We start from the raw sequence: 26719 nt of genomic DNA on the forward strand, positions 1-26719 counted from the left end.
GGAAGAAACCGCTTCAATTCAAAAGCCAACCGCTATTTTTACGCAGCTAAATTCCCGAACTTTGCCAACACCAACTGGGTTTTACTTCTATGCATGTATTAATTACCGGAGCCACAGGGTTGGTCGGCAGTGCCACGGTCAGGCGTTTTTTGGCTGCTCAGCATCAGGTATCGGTGCTTCATCGGTCTGCCTCAGATCGGTCGCTGTTACGGTCTGTGGAAAGCCAAATTCAGTGGATCGAAGGGGATATTCTGGATCTGCTATCTCTTCAAAAAGCATTGGTCGGTATTGATGCCGTGGTTCATTCGGCGGCCGTGGTATCTTTTGTTCCCAAAGATAACCCCCTGATGTTCAAGGTAAATGTGGAAGGTACAGCCAATGTTGTCAATGCCTGTCTGTATATGGGCGTTGCAAGACTATGCCACGTCAGCAGTGTAGCCGCATTGGGTCGACCGCCCGCTGGACGCGAGACGACCGGCCATGAAAAAATCAGGATTGACGAAACTCAGCGTTGGGAAGATTCTCCCAACAATTCGGCTTACGCAAAATCCAAATACCTGGCCGAGCTGGAAGTTTGGCGGGGTATTGCCGAGGGCCTTACGGCGGTAATCGTGAACCCGTCACTGATTTTGGGTGAAGGTGACTGGACCAAAAGCAGCACGCAGCTTTTCAAATATATTTATGACGAAAAGCCCTTTTATACCGAAGGAACCGTCAATTTCGTTGATGTACAGGATATAGCCGAATGTATATTTCAGTTAATTAATTCAGATATTCATTCCGAACGCTTTATTCTCAGTGCCGGAACGGCCTCCTATAAGCAGCTTTTTGACGCAATTGCGCGTTCGCTCAACAAACCTTCGCCCCGCTATTTGGTAGGTAAAAATCTGGCGGCGGTAATCTGGCGAATTGAAGCTGCCCGCTCATGGCTCACCGGAAGTCGTCCGTTGATTACCAAAGATACTGCCCGCTCGGCGGTACATCATTTTGAATTTGATCCCACAAAAATTAAACGAACGTTACAAACTGATTTTCAAACGCTCGATCAAACGGTTTCGCGAATTGGCAAAAGTTTTTTGAAACAGGTTTGAAAAACGCATAAGTATTATTACTAACTTTCTACAATCGTACGGATTGATACGTTTTGGTATCAGCTACATTAATCCTCGTCAGTAAGCATGGAACAAGAGTTTGATGAGAGAAAAAATTATATGAAAGAAACTTTACGGCGGTTTGAGCGCATGCTGAAAACCGACGAAAAGGAATTTTTTGACCTCGATACCTACGAGCAGGTGGCGGAACATTACCTGGATCAGGGCGATTGGGAAAAAGCGATCAAAGCGTGTGACCTTGGACTGGAAAATTATCCCTATTCCCTGGAACTGATGCTCAGCAAAGCGCAGCTTCTGGCCAATCGGACACAATTTGAATACGCCCTTGACCTGCTCGAAAAAGCCGGACTTTTTCACCCCGGCGATAGCGAGGTACTGTACATGCAGGGGGCAATTTACAACCTTATGGGCGAATACGAACTTGCTGTGAGTATTCTGGAAGGTATCCTGGAAACAGCCGAGGAGAAAGATGACATTTACTATCAGATTGGCCAAACCTATCAAAATTGGGGAAAGTATGACAAGGCCATCGAAAATTATAAAAAATCTATTGCCGGAAATCTGAATAACGAGCATGCGCTCTACGAGTTGGCCCACTGCCTCGACCTGCTCGGGCAGCTCGAAAGCCACCTCGATTTTTACCACGAACTTGTCGATCGGGATCCGTTTTCGCATCATGCGTGGTACAACCTCGGCATTGCATTCAGCAAGCTTGACCAATTTGACGAAGCCATAAAGGCCTACGAATACGCTACGCTGGTAAAAGAAGATTTTGCTTCTGCTTTTTTTAATCTTGGAAATTCATACATGAATATCGAAGCCTATGAAAAAGCCAAAAGTAACTACCTTCGTGCCATTGAGCTGGAAGGTCCGCAGCCCGAAACTTGTTGTTGTTTGGGTGCATCCTATGAAAAATTGGGGCAGTTTGAAACGGCAATTGGGTACTATCATCAGGCTGTCAAAATTGATAATCAGTGGGACGATGGATGGTATGGTTTGGGGGTGTGCATGAGCGAGCTTCATCGTTGGCACGAATCAGTCGGGTTTTTGAGAAAAGCTATTCAAATCACGGAGCTGAATCCTGATTATTGGCTGGCGCTGGCCGAATCAGAGTATCGGTTAGGAAACATAATTTCTTCGTTTGAGGCTTTTGAAAAATCAGCTGAAATCGAACCCGCCAACCCGGATGTATGGTTAAAATGGTCGTTGGTGCTTTTTGATCAGGGGAATTACGCCCGTGCCTGCGATTTGTTGCAGGCGGCCGTCGATGAGTTGCCGCAAGAGGCAGATTTGTACTATCGGCTGTGTGTGTACCTTATTCATGCCGGTGAATACCGCGAAGCTCTGCTGAATCTGGAAATCGCCCTGACGCTCGACTATGATGCTCATATTCAGCTTTTTGAATTTTTTCCGGATCTGGAAAAGCAAAAAGCGCTCTACCGAATAATTGAACAATATCGGCAAAAATCATAAACTCGTGCTTTGTATTGGCACGTTCAGGTCTTAAAAGTAACAGGCAGCTCCTTCGGAGCTGTTTGTTTTTTGGGGGGAGGGTTATTGTATTGAATACAGTGCTCCTGAAATATTGCCAAATCGACTCTCCTAATGCTAATGGTTGCAGAATGTTTTTTTAATATATTTAAGAAAAAAATGAACAAGTAGTTGAATAGATTTCCCCAAAAACGAAAAATTATATTTAGTATTTATTGATACGTGAGTAGATTTGTAAAGAAAGTATAAAGTTCAGGAAATTTGTCAGGCTGAGCGAAGTCGAAGCCAGTCTGCCGGTCGGCCTCGACTTCGCTCAGCCTGACATTCAAAATTATTTACATTTCAATTCACTCATCAATAAACAAAATGCTTCAAAAACTAACAAAGGAAAATTTAATTAAAGAAGCGCAATTATTTTGTGTTGAGCAGTCAAAATTCCATCATAAAGAATTGTATGGAGTTACAGACGGGAAAGCCGTTGGGACTCTAATTGAACAAAAATTCCAGTCATATTTAAAATTGAAATATGATGTTACGATTGGTTCTTCTGCAAAAGGTATTGATTTGCCTTCGGAAGATATAATGACTGATATAAAAGTCACTTCAAATAAGCAACCTCAGTCATCAAGTCCTTTCAGAGACGCAAAACAAAAAATCTTTGGACTTGGGTATAATCTATTGGTGTTTGTTTACGATAAAATAGACGACCCAACAAGTAGAACTTCACAATTAAATTTTGTGAGTTGTTCTTTTGTTTCAAAAGAAAGAACTGCTGATTTTACTACAACAAGTATCTTGAATGAAATGAAGAGAGTTGGGGCAAATGAATCTGATATAATTGCATTTCTTGAAGGAATAAAGTTGCCTGCTGATGAAATAGCTTTAAAACAAATAGCCGAAATGATTTTAACTAAAGAAATACTAATTGGATATTTAACAATTTCAAATGCGCTGCAATGGAGATTGCAATATGCCAGAATTAGAGATTTAAAGAATGATATACCTGGTATTGATAAAATTATAAGCTATAACAAACCTGACTAATGAAAGTATTTGAAGCAAATATTACGGATCAGGTTTCATATTTTTTGAATGATACTCTGAAAAATACCTTTTCTTTGGAAAAGGCAAATCAAGAAATTTTTGATAGATTTGGAATTAGATTTTTTTTTAATAATGATGAAGAATTAGAAACACTTAAAAAATTAATTTCTGACACCTGTATCAGTGTTGAAGAACCCGATAGGGCAGAATTTGGCGACTTTCAAACAAATTTAGATTTAGCTAACAAAATTACCATATACTTAGCATCAAAAAATATTTCTCCAGAACTTGTAATTGAACCCACTTGCGGAAAAGGGAATTTTATTATTGCTTCCTTAAATAATTTTCCTGATATTAAATATTTATACGGTATTGAAATTTATAAACCTTATGTTTGGGAAAGTAAGTTCAATATTATAGATTTCTTCCTTTCAAATCCGCATGTCAATAAACCCGAAATTTTAATTGTTCATTGCAATGTTTTTGACTTTGATTTCAAAAAAATAGCCAAGGAGCATTCTATTAACAATATTCTAGTGATTGGTAATCCGCCTTGGGTAACTAACTCAAAGTTAGGTAGTTTGAACTCAAAAAATCTCCCTAAAAAAACTAATTTCAAAAATCATAGTGGTTTAGATGCAATGACAGGTAAAGGCAATTTTGATATTGCTGAATTTATAACAATGACTATGATTCAAACCTTTCAAAATCTGAAAGGGAATTTATTGTTATTGGTCAAAAACTCCGTAATCAAAAACATTATTTTTGACCAAAGTAAGAATAAATTTAAAATTTCTTCTATTGAAAAACTTTGTATTGACAGTAAGAAAGAATTTAATGTTTCGGTAGAAGCTGCTTTGTTTTATTGTAAACTAAACTCACCCCCAACATTTGAGTGTAGAGAATTCGATTTTTATGAAAATCAAGTTTCAAAAATTAAATTTGGATGGTTAAATGATAAATTTGTTTCAAATATTGAAACTTATATACATACAAAAGAAATTGATGGCAAATGTCCTTTTGTTTGGCGACAAGGTTTAAAACATGACTGTTCAAGTGTGATGGAGTTGGATAAAGTAAATGGATATTATGTAAATGGATTGAATGAAGAAGTTAAATTGGAAGAAGGTTTGGTTTATGGTATACTCAAAAGTTCAGATCTTAAAAATGAGGTAATAAATCATTCAAGAAAATTTACTATTGTTACTCAAAAGAGTATTGGTCAGGATACTAAGTATATTAAAACTGAATATCCAGAAACTTATCAGTATCTCAAAGATCATACTTCATATTTTGAAGCAAGAAAATCTAGTATATATATTAATAAACCTTTGTTTTCAATTTTTGGTATTGGCGATTATTCCTTTAAATCGTACAAGGTTGCTATTTCAGGCCTATATAAAACATTTCATTTTACTCTTATCTTACCACAGGATGATAAACCTGTGATGCTTGACGATACGTGTTATTTGGTAGGTTTTGATAAAATTGAATATGCCATTTACACTCTGATTTTATTAAATTCAGACTTAACAATGCGATTTTTGCAATCGGTGACTTTCCCAGATGCTAAAAGAACTTTTACCAAGGATATATTGATGAGAATAGATTTATTGGAATTAGCAAAGCAGATTAGTAAAGCAGAATTACTTACAAAAATTGAATTACTAAATATCAAATATAAACTCAATGTTAAACTTGAATTATGGGACAGTTTCATTAAGGAAATGATCCCAAGAAACAGTGGACAAATGGCAATTTTTGCGTAAATTGAATGGACGATATGAGCTTTTAGGTAGCGAAATAGAACTATTTCAACGTTTATTTAGGTAAACAGGAAGTTCTCATTCCCTCGCCAAACTCTCCCTCAAAACATCCAAAAACTGACTTTCTTTAATCTCCACAGCACAGCGAAAATGCCCTTCGGGGCACGCCCGGTGGCCGTGCAAACCACAAGGGCGGCAGGGCAAAGAGTCGGTGATTTCAAGGACCCGCGAATTTTCTGACAGCGGGCCAAAACCAAAGTCCGGAATCGTGGAGCAGTACACTGCACAAACGGGAGCATTCAGGGCAGAAGCCATGTGCATCGGGGCTGAGTCATTTACAAAATTCATTTGCGCAGTTTTCATCAGCGCTGCTGATTCCAGAAACGACAATCTCCCGCAGAGATTTTCGCTTCGCCCGGTACGATGGGCTTTTTTCAAAATGTCTTCACCCAGGGTTTTGTCATCCGGACTTCCAAGAATGTATATAGCCACGGAGTCGGGAACGGAGCGCAGCCACGCAGCCCATTTGTCGGCGGGGTATTGCTTGGTAAACCACACCGAAGCGGGCGCTACACAAATGTAAGGTTGCTGTTGAAAGCCTTTTATTTTTTCAAAATCAGCAGGTGTAGGGTAGAGCCGCGGGCGCAGGACCGGAGTCTGTACCAGAAATTCTATGAGGGAATGATTGCGGGAGGTTTCGTGTAAACCCGATTCCAGATCATGAGTTGCTGTTGCCGTAAAGGCAAAGGATAATGGGTTTTTATCAAAACCAATTCTGTTTTTTGCACCCGAAAAAGCCGTTAAAAATCCAGTGGATGCAAAGCGCTGCACAGTAATGACGTGCTCGTAGCGCTGTTTCCGAATGAAGAGCAGCAGCTTCCAAAGGCCCCGATACCGATCTTTTTTTTTGTCCCATACCAAAACTTGATTCAAAAAAGGATGCTTTGTAAAAAGTCCTTCGTGGCCTTTGCGAACCAGAAAATCGAGTTGAGCGTCAGGAAATGCCTGATGAAGATTTTCCAAAAGGGCCGTAGCCAGGATTGCATCGCCCAAGAAGGCCGTTTGAATAACTAGAATACGAGATGGCATCATGTGAAAAACAGTATCCGGCAAAAATCCGTAATTTTGTACACACCACCGAAAATTATCGGGAAGGTTTTTGTGTTTGAAAAGAATGAAGAGAAATAATAGCCGTAAACGTTTGCCCAGTGGCCAGGCCCTTTCTACGGTTCTGGAAGAATACCATTTACATACGCTTTCCAACGGAATTCGGGTAGCGCACAAGCAAGTGCCTCATACTCAGATTGCCCATTGCGGAATTATGCTTGATATTGGCAGCCGCGACGAATCGCCGGAACAGCAGGGCCTTGCGCACTTTTGGGAGCACATGGCTTTTAAAGGAACCGAAAAGCGGCGTTCGCACCATATCATCAACCGCCTCGAAATTGTGGGAGGAGAGCTAAACGCCTATACAACCAAAGAAAAAATTTGTTTTCATGCCTCGGTGCTTGACGAGCATTTTGAAAAAGCGCTGGAACTACTCACGGATATATCTTTCCATTCCGTTTTTCCGGAAAAACAAATTGAGCGCGAGCGAAACGTGATTCTGGAAGAAATGTCGATGTACTACGACTCGCCGGAAGATGCCATTCAGGATGATTTTGATACCCTGATTTTTCCTGAGCATTCGCTTGGGTATAATATTCTGGGCACTACTGAAACCGTCAAACGTTTCACGCGTGAAGACCTCCGGGCGTTTATTCTGGAACACCTGGATACCGAACATATTATCGTTTCGTCGGTGAGTCGGTTGCCTTTTGCAAAAGTTGTAAGGCTGGCCGAAAAGCATCTTAGCCATATAGAGTTCAAGAAAACATCGGGATTGCGGGTTGCTCCCAGGCTTTATATTCCAACTCAGGAAGTGGTTAAACGCTCTCTGACGCAGGCCCAGTGCGCTATGGGTGCGCCTGCCTATGCCCTAAATGACGACCGTCGACTGCCATTTTTTATGCTCGTGAACCTGCTCGGCGGGCCCGGCATGAACTCCCGATTCAACATGGCTCTGCGCGAACGCTTCGGTTTTGTGTACGCCATTGAGGCCAATTATACGGCTTATCTGGATACGGGTTTTATGGGTATTTTCTTTGGAACTGAACAAAAACAGCTGGAACGAAGCATTTATCTGATCCACAAAGAACTCAAACGACTTCGCGAACAACCGCTGTCTACCATGCAATTGCACCACACCAAGGTACAGCTGATGGGACAAATGGCGATGTCGGAAGAAAGTAACCTGAGTTTTATGCTGATGATGGCCAAGAGCCTGCTTGATACCGGACGCGTGGATACTTTACCCGAAATTTTCTCCGAAATTCAACACGTTTCGGCAGTGCAGTTACAGGAACTTGCACGGGACATGTTCGACGAAAGTAAGTTTAGCTACCTGACGTTCCTGCCGGAAGATTCAGCCGAATAAATGAATTAGTAACCAAACAAGAAAAGGCAACCCGAGGGCTGCCTTTTCTTGTTTGGTTAAGCACAAAAACGATTATTTTTTCGCTGCTTTGGGTGCAAGAGAATTAATGTACGCTGCCAGTTTCAGGGCGTCAGGCTTAGGCACCTGCGTCATAGGTGCCATCGGTGGATATCCGGGCCAATTGGCAGGTACAGGCTTGTATATCAACTCTACAATTTTTTCATTCGTATATTTTTTCTTGGCAACATCGGTGTAGGCGGGTCCCACAAGGCGGGCGTCTACCCGGTGGCAAGCGCTACAGGTATACTTATTCATGAGAGTCGTAATTTCTTCCGGCACTTTAACCTGGGCATTGGCAGAGCTGATTCCCATCACGGTGGCAACGGCAGTTGCCCACAACAATCCGATGTTCTTCTTCATTTTTTTGTTCAAGTAATTAAAAAGTAAGGAACTGTAAATTTTTGGAAAACAAAAGTACACAAGGAGTATCAGGAACGGAATTTTATTCGGAAGTTTTTTCCTCCATTTCCGGAATCCAGTCAACCCGCAATACTTTACTTCTAACGTTAATTTGTTCAAAAAAGTGTAGCCAGTTTAGCTGCTGCGACGACAGGTGATCCGTGGGCGATTTTACTTCTACCAGACTATAAAAATCATCTTTCCAAACCAAAAGGTCAGGAAAACCACGGGTGTTTTCGCGCAGATTCAGCGCCATCTCCATCAAGATCAGGTGTAATTGTTCTGGTTTTATATAACTGGTAAGCACAAGCACCGCTTCGAGCAACCCTTCGTACCAGGCCACGAGCACGTTGGTGGTGCCGAGTTTGTCGAGGTAAGTCTTTACTATCAGGCTTTCAAATGCTTCCGCAGAGCTCAGTTCGACCAATCGTTGACGGAGTAATTTTTCACGTTTTGTAAAAAAATCAGGTAGAAAAAAATCAGACGGAACGCGCTGCAGCGGGTGATGAATCGCCCGAACGTTGGTATCATAAATAATATCCCAGAACACCAGCCCAAACAGCGCGCGCCAGGGTTCATTTTCACTAAAAATAGCTGCATAGCCCTGTTCCAGATAGTAATCAATCACGCCTTTTTCTACCTGATGCCGATATGAAACCGCAATTTCGACGGCATCAGCCGCTTTGAGGGCAAGCGTCGTTTGACGAATGACCCGCTTCTTTTTATTCACTATTTTTTCACGATAATCCAGCCCCAAAAAACGCTCGTCGGCATTTTGCGGACTTTGGATCATTTCGTCACAAAGGGCGAGTGCTTCTTCCAGTTCGCCAATGCGATGCAGCAGGCGCGCCCGGCGCTCGCGCGAAGGTGCGTCAGAGGTAAGCTGATACACGGTGAGCGCCTGTTCGGGCATTTTTTTACGTTCGAGCCACGCACCAATGCGCAGCACAAGGCGGCGGTAAGAAGGAAGCGCCACCTCGCTCAGCTCGCCCACAAGTCCGCCCTGCCAGTTCATGAACCAATCGTAGATTTCTTCCGGAGGTACTTCTTCTTTCAGTTCATAAAAAGTTTCAGCCGTGAGCGAAAGCATGAGCCGATCTTCTACGTCCTTGCGGGTTTCGAAACGTACCGAAAAATTTTCTTCCTGAAACGATTGATACCTCACATAGCCCAAATCGCGCACCACAAACTCCGTCATGCCGTCGTGGCGATTGCCAAAAAACAAAAATTTCATCATCATGACTTCTACTTCGTAACAGACCTTTATGACGGGTTCGCCGCTTTGCATCGCCGTTAAAAGTTCTTCAAACGAAAATTCGTGCAATAGCCACCGTACGAGATCAGGCTTACGAATATTTTTGGGTGGAGGAACGGCAGGCATCAGTACCTGCGAAAGTAAAAGCAACTCAGGCTTGCTGAACAGGTCAATTACTTCTCCGGCGCGTGGCGCGTGTTGTTCACTCAGGTTTTCGGCAAAGCCCTGCGTCAGGAGTTCGGTCAGACTAGCCGGAATATCGCTTAGTTCGGCGTAGGAAAGGGAATTTACCTTAAAAAAAGCGCCCCGCCGATTACTAAACCGCACAAACAAACATTGAGCATCCTCGGAAAGCCGATCAAACATATCCAGAAAATCAAGCTCCGGTGGAGTTAGCAGCGGCAGGTAAAGTTTCCGGACGAAGTCGAGTACGTACCGAAAATTTTCCAGATAATATTTTGGTGGTAATTCGGGACGAGTGGTTTCGGACATGAAAAAAGTTTTATGAAAAAAGCCAAAGAAATCTCACGCCTATTTAATCAGGCATTTTGAGAGTTTCTTTATAAAGTACAACATCGGGAGTAGTCTTTGAAAAAACCATTACAAAGACTAATGAGTTTCATAATAATAATCAATCATACAAATAGAAAAATTAAATGTAAAAATTGTACTATTTTGATCTAAAATGCCAATATACTATTGATTATCTAGTATTTTGTTAAGAATTGGATTACATTTGTTTTCAGCTAAAAAAATCTTAAATACCTTATGAAGACACTAGATACGTATGATTTTTCCGGGAAAAAAGCCCTGGTTCGTGTTGATTTTAATGTACCTCTAAACGAGAAGTTTGAAATTACGGACGATACGCGCATCAAGGCCACGATCCCCACGATTACAAAAATACTTACTAGTGGAGGAGCTTGTATACTGATGTCTCATTTGGGACGGCCAAAAGATGGCCCCACCGAAAAATATTCGCTGAAACATCTTGTAAATCCTCTTTCCCTGATTTTTGGTCGGCCAGTAAAATTTGCTTCTGATTGCATCGGCGAGCAAGCCACTGAGCTGGCAGCAAGCCTGCAACCGGGTGAAATTTTGCTCCTCGAAAACCTGCGTTTTTATAAAGAAGAAGAAAAAGGAAACGTAGAATTTGCTGAAAAACTTTCCAAATTGGGCGATGTGTGGGTAATGGACGCCTTCGGCACTGCTCACCGGGCACATGCTTCCACAGCCATCATCGGTCAGTTTTTTACGGATAAAGTATGTGGTTATGTGATGCAGGCAGAAATCGACAACGCACAGCGCCTGCTCGAACATGCCGAACGTCCGTTTACAGCTATCATGGGAGGAGCCAAAATTTCGGACAAAATGCTCATCATCGAGCGACTGCTCGATACGGTCGATAATCTCATCATCGGCGGCGGCATGTCCTATACATTTTCAAAAGCGCAGGGTGGCCAAATCGGAAAATCTTTGCTGGAAGCCGACAAGCAGGAACTGACGCTCGAACTGATCGAAAAAGCCAAAAGCAAAGGTGTAAACCTGATTTTGCCCGTTGATACCGTCATTGCTGATGATTTCAGCAACGACGCTGCCCGCCAAACGGTTAAGGCCGGACAAATTCCGGACGGTTGGGAAGGACTTGACATTGGTCCCGAAACTGTCGCTTTGTTCTCCGATATCGTTTCTAAATCCAAAACCATTTTGTGGAATGGGCCAATGGGTGTTTTTGAATTCCCGAACTTTGCCATCGGTACAGATGCCATTGCGAAAGTAGTAGTGAAAGCCACCGAAGAAAACGATGCCTTCTCGCTCATTGGCGGTGGCGACTCGGCCTCAGCGGTAAATAATGCAGGCTACGGCGACCGCGTCAGCTACGTGTCAACCGGCGGCGGTGCTTTGCTGGAATACATGGAAGGTAAAATTTTGCCCGGAGTAGCTGCTCTTGACGCATAGAATTTTATGTAAGAAAAAAGAAAAAAGATATAAGAATTGAAAAAGGTGGAAGGCTCAAATGAGTTTTTCACCTTTTTTTTGTCCCTGAAAAACAAAAAACCCACCCCTCAATGAGGGATGGATTTCCACTTTCTTAACCTAAACTAATCGTATAAGAATTAGCGTCCTGAATTCTAACCATTCGTTTTTACTCGCTGTTGTAACTCATCAGCACCGGTGTTGCGTTGACGAGCGCCTTTAACGTTCTGATTTCCAAAACGATAGGTGAACGTTACCCGTACCTGACGGCTCGGCCACGTTGAGCGAATGGTAAAATTTATATCTTTATATTCGGTACTTCCCCGAAATTTGTTGGTCCAGAAAATGTCGTTCACATTCAGACGAATTGTTCCTTTTTTATCCAGTACATTTTTTTGTAGTCCGGCACTAATCATGCCTTGCGGCTGCGCCACAAAAAAGCCGTAAACCGAACGGCTGTTGTACCAGCCCGATAGCTCTGCCGACCAGCCTTTGGGAAGTTGAAATTGATTATTTGCAAATACGTTCCAGGTAATTTGCTCAATTTCAAAAATATCGTCCAGATAAAATGTCTTGTATCGATTGTAGGTTCCGGTCAGGTTCATCTGAATGTTCCACCACTTAGCGACCGGAATCGGTGCCGAAATCGTCACGTTCAGATTATCCTGATTGTCCAGGTTTTCGGTCGTTACGAAAGTTTTGTTTTCCGCGGCAATCTGCTTTGGTACTTCCCTGGCAATCAAGTCGTTGATGCGGCTGTACGAGATGCTTGTGTTCAGAAAGCTTTTGTACACGTGCGTCAGCTGAAACGAATTGGTATACTGCGGGCGCAGGTTGGGATTTCCGCGCTGAAACGTGTACGGATCCAGATAAAATTCAAATGGATTGAGCGATTGATAATCCGGGCGGTCAATGCGGCGGCTGTACGAAAGATTGAGGACGTTGCTGCTATCTAACTGTCTGGAAATGAATATGCTCGGGAATAAATTCAGGTAGTTTCGATCCCGAACGTCATTCAGCGTCACGGAGTTTCCGATAGAGTGGGTATGCTCCGCCCGAACACCCAGCTGATACTGCGTTTTGGTTCCGAGTTTGCCGCCGTAATTTACGTAAGCGGCGTTGATATTTTCTGTATATTTAAATTCATTGGTTCGGTTTGGATCTACTACCCACTCATCCTGCATCACTTCAAAGGTCATGTTGTTGTCCGAAGCTACAAAGCTGGTTTTCAGTCCGGTTTCAAATTTCCCCTTGCCTAGCGGTTGAGTATAATCTACTTTGGCTACCCCAATTTTGATGTGGCTGGGCATACGGTTGCGTACCATATCGGGCAGGCCTTCCATTTCGCCCGAAGGATTGAAGTACCTGGTATCCAGATTATTGAAGTTCCGGCCATCGTATTGTACATAGTCCGCATCGGCGGTCAATTCTTTCCCATTCTCATTGAACTGATGTTTCAGGTTGATATTGGCCGAAGCATTTTGCATATTTTCGCCACTTTCGGTAAGGGTCGTAAAGGTTTGGCGCAGGCTCAAATCGCCATTCAGAATTCGGTTGTTATTCACTCCGGAAGGTGTTTCCCATTTATTTTTAAATGCCGAAACCAATACGCCTACTGTCGTTTTTTTGGTAATGCTATAATCCAATCCGGCCCGAATGCTATAATTTTCAGCTTCCCAGCGGCGATCACTGAATTGGTCAAAAATGGTCACATTGCCTTCAAACGGGATTGTACGGTAGAGTTCCGTGGTATTGAAACCTCCACCTGCAAACACACTGGCATTGCCAAAGGCACTGATTTTCCCGTGGCGATGATTGAGCGAAAGCGATCCATTGCCTCGACCGTAACGGTTGTAGCCCGCGCCAAGGGTGAGGTTTCCATTGGTGCCAAAGTTCTGATTCCGTTTGAATTTGATATTGATAATCCCCGAGTTTCCTACGGCATCGTACTTCGCCGAAGGATTGGTAATCAGCTCAATTTTCTCAATGTTATCGCTGGGTGTATTGCGAAGCAAATTCATCAGTTCGGTCTGTGAAAGGAAGGTTTGTTTGCCATCAATTTGCACAATTACCCCTTCTTTACCGCGTAGTTGCAAACGGTCGTTTTGCTGGTCAACCACCACACCGGGTGAGCGTTCCAGTACTTCAAGAGCTGTGGCGCCTGCTGATACAATGCTGTTTTCGACATTCACAACCGTGCGGTCGATCTGTTGCTCAATAAACGGTTTTTTGGCAACTACGGTTACTTCGTTAAGCACTTCCGCACTGGTTGAAAGGGTAACGGTCGATAGCTGTACGTCAGAATTGGCAACTACAAAAGGCTGACTGTAAACCTTTGTATAGCCCACCATCGACACGAGCGTCAGGTAGCGACCTGCTTCCACCTGTTCAAAGGCAAAACGGCCTTCGGTGTCCGTAGTCATGCCTTTGGCAAGCGTCGAGTCTTTGGCTTTGAGCAGAAGTACATTTACAAAAGGAAATGCTTCCTGTTTTGCATCAAGCACGGAGCCCGATACTTTCCCTTTGTTGGCGCTCTGAGCCCATAGCAAGGGTGTGATTAGTAGCAGTGAAGCTACCAAAGATGTAAAAAATTTCATGGCTAATAGTTGGTTATCGTATCGACTGGAATTTTGTTCCGAGTCTTAATTTTGAAACAAAGTTAGGTAGTGTGTATAACCTAGAACCTTTTAATACATAAATGGTATTTTAGGTGTATGAGTGGAATACAGCTGACTAAGTTTGCCAGGAGGGAAGAAGGGCGCTTCGGTGGTATAGATGTAAAGAGAATACATAAAGTTGCACGGGGACAGAAATTTATTTTGGAAGGAATAAAATAAGTAATGAATGGTTGCTTAAATGACTTATTAGTTCGGAACTATCTCCTTAAATTTTTTTTCATCCCTCTCTTTTGAAAAGTATTGCCACGCAGGAAGGAGCCGTCAGGATTTTTTGTAATGTTGTATTTTTTAAGAATCAAGATCAGAGATGCATGTTTACAACATGATTTTTCAGCGCTCTTTATTTGTCAACTAATTGATTATTAGTAATTTATATTATTTAATTTGGACTAATATTTTCCAACTTCTCTGAAATGATAAACCCAACTCACGAAATCTCCGACAGCCTGCTTACCGATTTGTACCAATTTACTATGGCCTACGGCTACTGGAAAGCAGGAAAAGCGGAGCAAGAGGCCGTCTTTAATCTATATTTCAGAAAACATCCCTTTGGTGGTGGTTTTACTATTGCCTGTGGCCTGAGCAGCGTAATTGAATACTTAAATTCGTATACTTTTCAGGATTCGGATTTGGACTATTTGGGTACATTAACGGGTAGTGACGGACAGCCTTTGTTTGACAAAGATTTTTTGGTGTATCTACAAAACATGTCGTTTCAGTGCGACATAGAGGCAGTTCCGGAAGGAACGGTGGTGTTTCCCAACGAACCGATGCTACGCATTCGGGGACCTATTTTGCAATGCCAATTGCTGGAAACTCCGCTCCTGAACCTTTTGAATTTTGAATCACTTGTAGCTACCAAGGCAGCACGCATGCGGTTGGTAGCGCCGCAGGATTCGCTGTTGGAGTTTGGCCTTCGCCGTGCGCAGGGCCCCGACGGCGGCATGACCGCAAGTCGGGCGGCCTACGTTGGTGGTTTTGACGCTACCTCCAATGTATCGGCCGGCAAACGATACGGTATTCCCGTCAAGGGCACGCATGCCCACAGTTGGGTCATGTCGTTTGACTCTGAGCTTGAAGCATTCCAAACGTATGCCCAATATCTACCAGCCAACACCACACTTTTGGTAGATACCTACAATACGATTCAGGGAATAAAACATGCGATTTTGGTTGGAAATGAACTCCGGAAAAGAGGCCACGATTTGGCGGGAATCCGGCTGGACTCGGGCGATTTGGCCTACCTGAGTATAGAAGCCCGTCAACTACTTGACGCTGCCGGATTTGACCAAACGGCTATCGTCGCAAGCAACGACCTGGATGAGTACATTATTCAAAGTCTGAAACTGCAGGGTGCAAAGATTAATGTGTGGGGTGTGGGCACCAAGCTTGTCACCGCCTTTGATCAGCCGGCTTTGGGTGGAGTGTTTAAATTGGCGGCAATCCGGCAGCCTGACGGTTCCTGGTACTATACCCTCAAACTTTCGGAACAAACTCTAAAAATATCAACGCCGGGAATTCAGCAGGTCCGGCGCTACTTCGACGCTAACGGTTTTGTAGCCGATATGATTTATAATCAGGAAAATATGCCCGAAAGTTCTGCTACGATGATTGACCCTTATGATTTTACGCGGCAACGGCAGTTTGACAGCAGCTTTGCGTGGGAAGATTTGTTACAACCTATTTTTAAACAGGGAATTCCCTGCTACACCTCACCATCTATCCACGAAGTACGGGCGCGTGTGCAGCAGCAATTGGCAAATCTACACCCCGGTATCAAGCGATTGGTCAATCCGCATACCTATCCCGTTGGCCTCGAAGCGAAGTTATTTGACTTGAAAACCGAGCTTATTTTGAAACTTAGAGAAGCAAAATGAGTTTGATTGATTACGATGAAAACAAAGAATCAGAAGTCCGAACAGAAAAGAGCAGGTATTGTTGGCGCAGGTATCGGCGGTTTGGCGACGGCTATTCGGCTGGCAGTCAAAGGGTATAGCGTAGATGTATACGAAGGGAATCCGTATCCGGGAGGAAAACTTTCGGAAATAAAGCACAACGGCTACCGCTTCGATGCCGGCCCTTCGCTGTTCACCTTGCCTGCGCTTGTGGATGAACTTTTTGAAGTGGCCGGGAAAAATCCTGCCGATTATTTTACGTATCAGAAATTGCCCGAAACCTGCCGGTACTTCTACGAAGACGGCACCCGTTTTACGGCTGATTCTACGCCCGAACGTTTGGCAAAAACTATCGAAAAACACCTCGGCGAACCGGCGGCACATGTGCTGGCGCATTTGCAGGATAGTGCCAAAAAATATGATGTTACCGAAAAGCTATTCCTGCATCGTTCACTCCATCGACTTGCTACCTATTTTAATAAGGATGCATTAAAAGGCTATTTAAATCTACACAAACTTGATGCGTTTCAAACGATGAACCGTGCAAACGCCACTCGTTTTCAGGATCCGCGGGTGGTGCAGCTATTTAATCGCTATGCTACCTACAATGGTTCCGACCCGTATCAGACTCCCGCCACGATGAATATTATCCCACATTTGGAGTACAACATTGGCGCTTTTTTTCCAAAAGGTGGAATGGTATCAATTACCAATAGCCTCGTAACCTTAGCCGAAGAACTGGGCGTGCGGATTCATCTAAACAGCCCGGTAGAGAAAATTCTGACGCAGGCGGGCCAAATTTCGGGCATACAGGTGGCCGGGAATTCTATTCCTTTTGATGTGGTCGTTAGCAATATGGATGTAGTCAATACCTTCCGTAAACTATTGCCCGAAGCAAAGCAGCCCGAACGAATTTTGCGGCAGCCAAAGTCAAGTTCAGCCTTGATTTTTTATTGGGGAATTAAAAAGGAATTTCCTGAGCTGGGCCTGCATAATATTTTTTTTAGTCAGGATTATGCCGCTGAATTTGCCACACTTTTTAAGCAAAAAACCATTCACGACGATCCAACGGTTTACATCAACATTACTTCAAAATATGAAAAAGCCGATGCGCCGGATGGTGGTGAAAACTGGTTTGTGATGGTAAATGCACCCGCAAACGACGGACAAAACTGGGAGGAACTCATTGCCACGACCCGCAAAAATATCCTGGAAAAACTGAGCCGTCACCTGGGTGAAAATATTGAAGCGCTACTTGAAACGGAAGATCTGCTGGATCCCCGCCTGATCGAAAGCCGCACGTCGAGCTCGCAGGGAGCATTGTACGGCAATAGTTCCAACAATCGGTTTGCGGCTTTTTTGCGGCACGCCAATTTTTCGTCGCAATTTCCCAATCTGTTTTTTGTAGGAGGAAGCGTTCATCCCGGCGGCGGGGTGCCGCTGTGCCTGTTGTCAGCAAAAATCGCAACGGATATGATTCCGGCCTGACGGGCCTTACTACTTCGTGGCCACAGTTTTTTCAACCTCCCGCAAACGGGTATTCTGTCGCCGGATTCTTTTACATAAAATACTCAGAACACTTTTTAGTAATTCCGTCCGCTCTTCCATCAAATCGTAAAAATCTTCCTGATCAATCTTCAAAAGAAGCGCATCGGAGGTTACGACCGCAGATGCTGAGCGGGCCTCGGCATCGAGCAGGGCGAGTTCTCCAAAAATGTCGTTTTTGCCAAATTGTGCCAACCGTGTAGAACCATCCAAAATGTCAACTGTACCCGAATAGATGACATACATACAGGTTCCTAGTTCGTCTTTTTCAAAAAGTACCTCTCCCGACACACAAAGCTGCTCCTGAACAATAGGCACAAGCGCAGATAATACATTTTCGGGTGTATTTTCAAAAAGCTCCGTTCTTTTTAAATCCATTACTTTTTCAAGGGGCGATACCGCCGCTGCCGAGCGTTCAATTTCGTGCATAGGATTGATGGATTGATTGTCATTTGGTAAAAGCGCGTTCATACGTACCTGACAAGCGTCCCGGATAAGCGCATCTGGATGTTGCATATAGGACGCCAAAAGTGCCTGTAAACGTCCTGTTTCAGGAAAATCCCGGAGCGACAACGCAACTGTCCACGGACTAAACCGTGCTTCGCCCTGCTGAATAATATAGGTAAATAGCGACGGCGGCTGAAACGTTTTGCCTAGTGTCTTGAACAAAATCGCCTGCTTTTTTTCGGGATCTTTTTCTTCCAACAGGGCATGTAAAGCAAGGTATTCGTTTCGGGGAATAACATTATCAAGAATTTCAATGGCATTGGCTCGCTTTTCGCGCGATGCATGCTCCACATGCAGCATGGCATTTTCTACCATTTTTGCGTCATATTTCAACATAAACAAATGGAAGATTCGGCGAATACTTTCGTTGATTTCAAAGGAAATGCTTGCCGAAAAGTCTGTCGAATAGGAAGATTTCATACCTTCCAGAAGTACATAGATATGTTCAAATTCCTGCTGAACCAGTGTAGAAAGTCCGGCAGAAACTTCTGATGATGGTTCAAGCCGGGTCAGTGATTTCAGGGCCGGACTACGAAGAGTCAGGCTTTCATGATGAATTAGCTGATTTAAAAGTCGGTAAGAATCCGGCGAAGCCAAACGCTCACAGGCCACAGTAATGAAATAGATCAAACGACTTTGGCCCGTTGAAAGTAATTTTTGCAGGTATATTTCTCCCGCCGCACCCGCGTAAAGCAACCCGAAAACGGCTGATTTGCCGTGGGTGCGATGATCTGCCAAAGAAAACAAATCCGGTAGGAAAGGTTCTGATGGCAAGCGTGAGGCTACGTCAATTGCTTTGGAAACTATTTCGTTATCAGAGTTTTGCAGACATTTCAGGACAAAGGGAGTGTAGGCGGCATCGGCCAAATCCTGCACAACATTCAGAGCAGTAAGAATATCTTCGGGGTAAGCAGAGGAGGTAAGATAAGCAAGAGTTTTTTGACTCTGTGCGTCAAAGCGCCCCTTGGCCCGGCAGCCCGTGATACTGCCTTGAACCGTTGCCAAATCCGCAGCATGTAGAAAATCCAGAACGAGGTCTTCCGAAATGTTCGGATTTTGGCAGGCAATTTGGGCGGCAAGCGTCCGATTCACAGGTTCGGGTTCCAGTTGTGTGAGTGCAAATAGTTTTGCAGGGTCATACGAATCCTGACGCTGCAATAAGCCACGCAGCGTTTGCTGTCGAACCATCGCTGACGGGTGAGAGAGTAGTCTATTGTACTGACTGACAAGCTTTTCGGGCTGATTGGTAAAAATCCAATCCAGCGAAAAGAGTACATCGCTCGGGGTGTCGCTATGGAGATTTTTGAACAAAAGCTCCACCGTATCCTGCTCCACCACGAGGTCATTTTCATTCAGGAATCGTTTGCTGAGCGCATCTTTAAGTTCATGTAGGTAATGTCCGTAGGCTTTTACCAGAAAAAGTAATCCCAGCAAAACAAAACCTCCGATAATCAAAAAAGAACCTGCTTCCAGGTGAATGTGATTGAAGTAGGCAATCAGACCAATAAGTCCTGTGAAAGCCATGCCCAACGGCTCATAAAAACCTTTGGCCAGGGTATGCGCTTTGAGTCGCTGCTGCAAAAACAAGGGCTGAAACATTACCAGAAAAACGGGGTCAAAGGTTGTTTTTCGGATAATCTCAAAGGCAAGATACAGCCCGCTGAACATGTTGAGCAAGATGACTTCATCGGTGGTTAGAAAGGAAAAAGAATAGAGGGCTACGGAGCCGGCAAGTGTAAGAACTGGCAGCACAAGCAACACGATGCGCAAACCAAAACGGTCAATGACGCGGCTGGAAAGCAGGAGTTTAATCAGCGTAGCAATCCCAAACGTAATGCAAAGCAGATAGCCAATATACTGCATGACATCGTCCTGATGATGGTATTTGTGCTTAACATTAAAGAAAAAGCTGTATTCAATGAATAGGGCCGAGGCAGAAACAAAAACCAACCCTGCACACAACGAAAATACCAGCCAACTTCCGCCAAATAACCGGTTGATCAGTTCGGGTTGAGGAGCACGCATACCCGGTGTAACCCGCTGATGATGATCGGGAATTGCGGTAAATCGGAAGGTAAGCGTTTGCATGACATATGCCAGTAAAAATGCGATGCAGGCAATCCAAAGGAGAATATACAGCGAGTACGAAGAATGAATCAGTACGGCCAGTAAAGCACCAATTGCCTTGGCGGGCAGGTCGCCGGAGCCAATAATCCCAAAAATACGCTTGCTTTGACGCACGTCAAATACCAGGGCCGACAAGCCCCAGAATTCCAGCCCCGAAAGAAGATACAAAGCCCTGTAACCCACCATCAATGCTACCGAGATGACGAGTGGCGGAAGCACATACAGGCCCATGGAAAGTACCAAAAGTAAACCCACACTGACAAGCATTAAGCTTCGTACCAGCTTTTTGAGTGGCAGATGATGCTCGTAATATTCATAAATTTTGCCCGTCAGCATACTTCCCAGGGCGGCGAGAAAATACGCCAGCGGTAGCGAGAAATCCGGGTTATTTTGCAGCAACATTACCGTTGCGCACACGTACACCAGGATTGTACCTATGCTGATAAAAAAATTATGAAGGAAGAAAAGGAGCAAGGTATTTGACTTTTCTCCGGGCTTGGGGATCGTGAAATTCAATCGAACAGGAGTTAACATAGCTAGCGGTCAGGCTACAAAAGTTGGTAATTTACCACCAACCACTCATTTTTCAAATTGCCAATGTGTGTTTAGAGCTTTTGGGAGGCGAAAGATCTCTTTTGCAGGCTATGCTGTTCAGGTTTATTCCAATTTGATAAAGCTGCTAAGAGACTTCATTCCTGGATTGCTATCCGGTTAGTTTCCTGACCGAATAGTAAATTTTAGAAATATTTATACTTTAATAATACATGAAATAAGCGTATGCTTTACATTAATTTATATCTTGCTCATGAACCCGCTACGCATGTATAACAAAATATCATACATTTTTTTAAACCACACCTTACCAAACCTTAACAACAAAAGGTATGAAAGTAAAGTATGTCGGGTCTCGTTTAGAACGGTTGAAGGGATTATTGGAAAGGGCTTTGGAGCTACCTAACATATCGAATGAGCCTGCGCAGACGGAGCAGCAGCACTTGTTGGAAGCGCATGTGATGATGTCGAATATAAAGCCTTGGAAATCAGAAATGATTCAGCCCGCATGGGTTTTTAAAGCACTCGAAATATGTATTGATACGCGGGATTATATTCAGAAAACCTATGGCTCAGAAAGCCCGTATCTTGAACTTTTGAATAAGCTCTTTTTTGTTCCCACTCAACCTTTGCCACTCATTTTCCTACATTCGCCCGGCCTTCGGGAGCAGTGGGAGCATGCGCGCAAATCCCTGATTGATCTGCTGAAACAGGTACTCGAAGAGGAAATGTCCCGCCGAAAGAATAGATTACTAGTGTTTAATGGAAATTTTTTTTCAGGGATTTTTGGTTTTTTTCGACTACTTACTTTTTTGGCATTCCCTGCAACGACTACCCTCTGCGAGTGCAAATTCTCGGTTTTTTCGCAGATGATTTTACATTCAATTACTCCTTTCTTTCAATGTGAGATGGCTTTTTCAGGCGTTTGACTGGTGTTTGTGTGTGTTTATTTTGGATACCTAATTTACTATTTCTAACCGATTGTGCTATGAGTATCAAGCCGTTATTGATTCTATACTTGTGTGTAGCAGGTGATTTTTTTAGCGGACAAAGCCTGGCACAACGTCCGTCGAATACCTGCGAACGATTTGTTGCCTCCGAGGTCTATCGTGTAAAGGGTTCTTCTACGGGTAAGGTATCTGAGACTCAGAAGTTCCGGGTATATTTTAGCGTCACAGAAGGATGTGGAGAATTCGCCCGCTTTACACAAACCGCTCAGGGGAATACTTATCAGGTGTCGGTTACCGCTCGCTACCGGGGATGCCGATGTTTAAAAAGTGAATTATTGGTAGAAACTATCTACACTTTTAAGCCTACACAAAAAGGAATGCATTATCTGCAATTTGCAGGAAAGAATGGCACCTTCGTACGAGACTCGATACTAATTCAATAGTTTTTTGCTGGAATATTGCAAGAATTACAGTCAATAACTCATTAGTTATAAAATATTTTTTTTAACATACTAATTTTTGATTTTTCTAAAACAATGTGAATTATCCTCAAAGGAAGGATAATTCACATAAAAAGCCGTTGGATAAATTAGGAGAACTTGATAGGAAAAATTCTTACTTAAATAGTAAATTAGACTATCAAGCTATGAGTATTAATTCACACTAATAATTTATCCAACCGTTATAATGAAAAAAGTATTTACCCTCAGCATTTTTATACTTCTGATTTACAGTAGTATACGTGCCCAAACCATCGTCATTAACGAGCTGATGGCGAGTAACAGCCGCACAATTGCGGATGCCGCCGGAGACTATTCGGACTGGATCGAACTACGAAATACGACCGGAAATACCATCAATTTGTCCGGGTATTACATCACAGACAACAGTAATCAGCCTACGAAATTTCAGCTGCCGGCAGGGGTTAGTGTTTCGGCAAATGGTTACTTACTTCTATGGGCAAACAGCACACCCGAACGCGGTCCTACGCATCTGAGTTTTGGATTGTCGGCGGGTGGGGAATACGTAGGACTATACGCACCTGACGGCAGTACACTTCTCGACGAAATCAGCTTTGGCCCGCAACAACCGGATATTTCGTGGGGTCGGCAGCCGGATATTACAGGGTCGTGGTTTTTTCTGACTCCCGCCACGCCGGGTACGAGTAATGCTTCATCAACAGCGTACGAAGGGCTGCTTCCTGCTCCGGAATTCTCGCATACGGGCGGTTTTTATTCAGCCTCTTTCTCTCTGACACTCAGAACTTCGGAACCGGGAGCTACGATTTACTATACATTGGATGGCTCCGAACCCGATCCGGCTCATGTGAATATTCAAAATTACTCGTATAAAAACCGCTATGAACAAGTGCCGGGTCAACCAAACGGACCGCTTCTGAATAGCACCTATCGCACCTATATGTACGAAAATTCATTGCAGGTAGAAGACCGTAGCACTCAGCCGAATTCGCTGGCAAATCATTCGTCTACCTATGATCATACCCCAACTTACATACCTGTTTCACCGATTTTTAAAGCAACGGTTGTGCGGGCCAAAGTGGTGAAGCCCGGCTTTTTGTCCGGTCCCTCGGTCACACATACATTTCTTGTGAATTCAGAAGGGAGTGCCCGGTTTAGTCTGCCGATTGTTTCGGTGGTTACACCACCACAAAAGCTATTTGATTATACCAATGGCGTGTATAATGCCGGGGTTACGTTTGATTCCTGGCGAGCGGGCAACTCAACTACCTCTGCCTGGGGAACGGGTTTTCCCGGAAATTTTCAACGGAGTGGCGGTGAATGGGAAATTCCCGGTAATGTAGAATTTTTGGATGATTCAAATCAGGAAGTGATTGTTAACCAGTCTATTGGGATACGGCTTCATGGCGGTTTTACCAGAGGTTTGCCCCAAAAGACACTTCGTTTGTACAGTGCAGATTATTTTGATGCGCCGTTTTTTTCCGGTCAGTCCAACGGCTTTCACAAACGATTGATTTTGAGAAATTCAGGAAATGATTGGGGCGCAACTATGTTTAAAGATGCCGTTTATCAACAGTTGGTAAGGCATTTGTCGATTGATACACAAGGTTATAAGCCTTCACTTCTGCTTATGAATGGAGAGTATTGGGGCATTCATAATTTGCGCGAGCGGTATGACAAATACTATTTATTCAATAAATATCAGGTCGATCCTGACAGTGTAGATTTGATAGAAAATAATTATGAAGTAAATGAAGGCGATATTACTCATTATAATCAAACCATAGATGCACTCATTGCCGGAGTTCAGGGTGCTGATTATGAGAATATTAAAAACAGGATTGATATTGAAAACTTTATCGATTACTTCATTTCCGGAATTTATATAAGCAACACAGACTGGATTGAGAATAATATCCGATGCTGGCGAAAAAAAACCACAGGAGTGCAACCCAACACTCCCTACGGACACGATGGACGCTGGCGGTGGATGCTCTACGATACTGATTTGGGCATGATAACCGGCCCCTCGCACAACGGCCTGGCCTTTGCCACAAATGCGGATGTCAATCAATATCCGCATCCTGCCCGTACGTTTATTTTTCGACGGCTGCTCGAAAACGCTACTTTTCGGGAACAGTTTATCTCGCGGTATGCCGATATGCTCAATACGACTTTTCTGCCGGATCGTATGACCAATGGTATTTTGGCGCAAAAAGCGGTTCTTGAACCCGAAATACAGGAACATATTGACCGCTGGAAAAAACCCGCATCTGTTACGGAGTGGAATAATGCTATACAAGTAATGCTGACATTTGTGGCACAGAGGCCCGCCTTTGCCCGAGATCATATTCGCTCAACGTTTGGGTTGTCAGCTACACACAACCTGACTGTCAACGTCAATTCCACGGAACAGGGCTATGTTCAGGTGAATACACTGGACATTTTGCCCACCACTCCCGGCGTTTCCGAAGCTGCTTATCCGTGGACGGGACAGTATTTTCAGGGCGTACCCGTTCGGCTGACGGCCAAAGGCAAGGCCGGCTATCGTTTCAAAAACTGGAAAGATGGCGGCGCTGTGCTAAGCACTGACACTCTGCTGACCCTCAGCCTGACATCGGCCCGAAGCCTGTTGGCGGAGTTTGAGCCTGACCCTGATTTTGTGTATGATCCGGTTCCATTTGATCTCGCCACCTGCAACTACTATTTCCGGGAATGGTCGGCAGCGTCTGCCGCTACGGCCAATCCTGAGTCGATGCGCTTTGTGTACATGGACGAGCAAGATCCGCAGATAACCGCTGAAATTGAGGGTTTTACGGAAGGCCTATTTGATTATTCAAGCCGTAGCCGAGTCAATGGGCTGGGGGCCGATGGCGTTTCTTTTATCAATACGACAAGTAATAACGCAAGTAATTTCAATCCCGGCTATCCGATGGGGAAAGTAGGTGGTGCTTTGCTGGGAATTTCTACGTTGGGTCAATCAGAAGTAAAAGTGCAGTGGGTTGGCGGGACGGTGGAGCCTAATAATCGGGAATACGCGCTTCGACTGCAATATCGGATAGGTGAGAGCGGCCCGTTTGTAGATGTACTGGATGGTGCGAATCAGCCGGTAGAATATGTTCGCAATGCGACTGCCGGTCACAGTCAGGTAATGGGCCCGGTGGCTTTGCCCGCTGCGGCTCTTGACAGACCTTACGTACAGTTGTTTTGGCGCTACTACTACCGGAGTGGTTCGGGCAGCCGGGCGCTGCTCAGGCTGGACGACATAGTAATAAGCCGTGCGGTGTGCCAAAGTGTACAGAGCGGCAGTTGGCACGCAGCATCAACGTGGAGCTGTGGCCGCATACCTACTTCCTGCGACCCGGTAATCATTCGTGATGGACACGTGGTGGAGGTTTCGGCGGGTAATGCGGAGGCGCAAAGCCTGGAATTGAGCAACAGCGGGCATCTGAACTTTGAACTAAACCGATCGCTGGAATTAACGTCCGTAGAGTAATTACACCATAGAATTTACGCAATTGTAGTCTCTTTCTGTGGGCGAGCGTGTTTCCAGCGGCGGTGGCTCCAAAGCCAATTGAACGGTTGCTGCCGAATGTCGCGTTCCAGTAATCGTACTTGTTTTTCAAGAATTTCATTTTTTTTCAACTCCCGGCAATCGGCTGCAATTTCAGAAATCGTGACGGTGTAGAAGCCTCTTTTTTCTTCAATACGTTGAAAGTCTGCGTACAAAACGGTCAGATTATTGCGTCGGGCAATGACCTCAACGCCGCGAAAAACACCTGTATCCTGATTCAGAAAAGTGGTCCAGTAGGCCGTGGCGGGTGGAGGAGATTGGTCGTTTGCCAGTACTACCACGTAGGGTTTTATGCGGGGTTTTTGTAGCTCAGCGGCAATGTGTTCCATCGGGACAAGCCGCGCGCCGAAGCGAGTACGCAAAGCCAGAAACCAGGCATCAAAAGGCTTGTTGCTCAGAGTTTTATACACCACAATGCACTCATGAGAAAAGCGTAGGGACGAAAATAGATTAGCCAATTCCCAGTTGCCACGATGCCCCATCAAAAAGACGGCATTTTTCTTTTCCTGAAAAAGGCGATCTACCAAACCGATGTCGCCCTCAATGCGTTGGAGTACTTCCTGAGCCGAACAACTGCGGTATTTGATGGTTTCAAGAATTATATCGGTAAAATGCAAAAAGAACTGACGGGAAATTGCCTGTATTTCTGCGGGAGATTTATCCGGGAAACTTGCTTTTAAATTGGAAAGGATCACCTTTTTTCGGTAGCCAACCACCCGAAACAGCAGAAAACTGAGGCCGGAAGAAATCCGGTAGAGCGTCGACCACGAAAGCCCGGAGATGGAATTCAGCAGACGAATGTAAAATTTGTTTTCGGCAGGTTTCATGCCTG

The 26719-nt window shown here is 44.2% G+C and carries 17 protein-coding genes; 11 read left to right on the forward strand and 6 right to left on the reverse strand.

Annotated elements, in window-relative coordinates; translation table 11 throughout:
- The first annotated feature begins 89 nt into the window (after nt 1–89).
- From EZE20_RS03895 to EZE20_RS03910, 4 genes are all read left to right on the forward strand, one after another.
- A complete protein-coding gene (locus EZE20_RS03895; RefSeq protein ID WP_132114688.1) occupies nt 90–1091 on the forward strand; it encodes an NAD-dependent epimerase/dehydratase family protein in 1002 nt (333 codons plus the stop codon).
- Nucleotides 1092–1178: 87 nt separating this feature from the next.
- Nucleotides 1179–2585 (forward strand): tetratricopeptide repeat protein, encoded by a 1407-nt coding sequence (locus EZE20_RS03900; RefSeq protein WP_132114690.1) that lies wholly within the window; start codon nt 1179–1181, stop codon nt 2583–2585.
- Between the two features lie 384 nt (nt 2586–2969).
- On the forward strand, nt 2970–3647 hold the full coding sequence (locus EZE20_RS03905) for a type II restriction-modification system restriction endonuclease (RefSeq protein ID WP_132114692.1): 678 nt from the start codon (nt 2970–2972) through the stop codon (nt 3645–3647).
- Nucleotides 3647–5416 (forward strand): hypothetical protein, encoded by a 1770-nt coding sequence (locus EZE20_RS03910; protein WP_132114694.1) that lies wholly within the window; start codon nt 3647–3649, stop codon nt 5414–5416. The genes EZE20_RS03905 and EZE20_RS03910 overlap by 1 nt, the downstream gene beginning before the upstream one ends.
- A 75-nt stretch (nt 5417–5491) precedes the next feature.
- Here the strand turns inward: EZE20_RS03910 and EZE20_RS03915 are convergent, their stop codons facing one another.
- Nucleotides 5492–6505 (reverse strand): glycosyltransferase family 9 protein, encoded by a 1014-nt coding sequence (locus EZE20_RS03915; RefSeq protein WP_228713518.1) that lies wholly within the window; start codon nt 6503–6505, stop codon nt 5492–5494.
- Nucleotides 6506–6587: 82 nt separating this feature from the next.
- Here EZE20_RS03915 and EZE20_RS03920 point away from each other — a divergent pair, with 82 nt between their 5' ends.
- Nucleotides 6588–7889, forward strand: a complete 1302-nt coding sequence (locus tag EZE20_RS03920) for a M16 family metallopeptidase (protein WP_132114696.1) — start codon at nt 6588–6590, stop codon at nt 7887–7889.
- Nucleotides 7890–7961: 72 nt separating this feature from the next.
- On the opposite strand, the gene EZE20_RS03925 is transcribed toward EZE20_RS03920, so the two are convergent.
- A complete protein-coding gene (locus EZE20_RS03925) occupies nt 7962–8309 on the reverse strand; it encodes a c-type cytochrome (RefSeq protein WP_132114698.1) in 348 nt (115 codons plus the stop codon).
- 82 nt (nt 8310–8391) lie between these two features.
- Nucleotides 8392–10095 carry a VRR-NUC domain-containing protein gene (locus EZE20_RS03930; RefSeq protein WP_132114700.1) on the reverse strand — a complete coding sequence of 568 codons (1704 nt, stop codon included), beginning with the start codon at nt 10093–10095 and terminating at the stop codon, nt 8392–8394.
- 276 nt (nt 10096–10371) lie between these two features.
- On the opposite strand from EZE20_RS03930, the gene EZE20_RS03935 reads away from it, so the two are divergent.
- A complete protein-coding gene (locus EZE20_RS03935) occupies nt 10372–11562 on the forward strand; it encodes a phosphoglycerate kinase (RefSeq protein WP_132114702.1) in 1191 nt (396 codons plus the stop codon).
- A gap of 173 nt (nt 11563–11735) precedes the next feature.
- On the opposite strand, the gene EZE20_RS03940 is transcribed toward EZE20_RS03935, so the two are convergent.
- On the reverse strand, nt 11736–14177 hold the full coding sequence (locus tag EZE20_RS03940; protein WP_132114704.1) for an outer membrane beta-barrel family protein: 2442 nt from the start codon (nt 14175–14177) through the stop codon (nt 11736–11738).
- Nucleotides 14178–14671: 494 nt separating this feature from the next.
- Here EZE20_RS03940 and EZE20_RS03945 point away from each other — a divergent pair, with 494 nt between their 5' ends.
- Entirely contained in the window at nt 14672–16135 is a 1464-nt protein-coding gene (locus EZE20_RS03945; RefSeq protein WP_132114706.1) for a nicotinate phosphoribosyltransferase, read from the forward strand.
- A 15-nt stretch (nt 16136–16150) separates the two neighbouring features.
- Nucleotides 16151–17641 carry a 1-hydroxycarotenoid 3,4-desaturase CrtD gene (crtD, locus tag EZE20_RS03950; RefSeq protein WP_132114708.1) on the forward strand — a complete coding sequence of 497 codons (1491 nt, stop codon included), beginning with the start codon at nt 16151–16153 and terminating at the stop codon, nt 17639–17641.
- Nucleotides 17642–17650: 9 nt separating this feature from the next.
- Here the strand turns inward: crtD and EZE20_RS03955 are convergent, their stop codons facing one another.
- The gene (locus tag EZE20_RS03955; RefSeq protein WP_132114710.1) at nt 17651–20866 is read right to left on the reverse strand and encodes a cyclic nucleotide-binding domain-containing protein; all 3216 of its coding nucleotides are present in this window, start codon (nt 20864–20866) and stop codon (nt 17651–17653) included.
- Between the two features lie 350 nt (nt 20867–21216).
- Here EZE20_RS03955 and EZE20_RS03960 point away from each other — a divergent pair, with 350 nt between their 5' ends.
- From EZE20_RS03960 to EZE20_RS03970, 3 genes are all read left to right on the forward strand, one after another.
- The gene (locus EZE20_RS03960) at nt 21217–21813 is read left to right on the forward strand and encodes a hypothetical protein (RefSeq protein ID WP_132114712.1); all 597 of its coding nucleotides are present in this window, start codon (nt 21217–21219) and stop codon (nt 21811–21813) included.
- Between the two features lie 59 nt (nt 21814–21872).
- A complete protein-coding gene (locus EZE20_RS03965; RefSeq protein WP_132114714.1) occupies nt 21873–22277 on the forward strand; it encodes a hypothetical protein in 405 nt (134 codons plus the stop codon).
- Nucleotides 22278–22521: 244 nt separating this feature from the next.
- A complete protein-coding gene (locus EZE20_RS03970; protein WP_132114716.1) occupies nt 22522–25809 on the forward strand; it encodes a CotH kinase family protein in 3288 nt (1095 codons plus the stop codon).
- 14 nt (nt 25810–25823) lie between these two features.
- Here EZE20_RS03970 and EZE20_RS03975 read toward each other — a convergent pair whose 3' ends face one another.
- Nucleotides 25824–26714 (reverse strand): lysophospholipid acyltransferase family protein, encoded by an 891-nt coding sequence (locus EZE20_RS03975; RefSeq protein ID WP_132114718.1) that lies wholly within the window; start codon nt 26712–26714, stop codon nt 25824–25826.
- Nucleotides 26715–26719 lie beyond the last annotated feature (5 nt).

The sequence above is a fragment of the Arundinibacter roseus genome (genome assembly GCF_004348825.1).
Taxonomy (GTDB): Bacteria; Bacteroidota; Bacteroidia; order Cytophagales; family Spirosomataceae; genus Arundinibacter; species Arundinibacter roseus.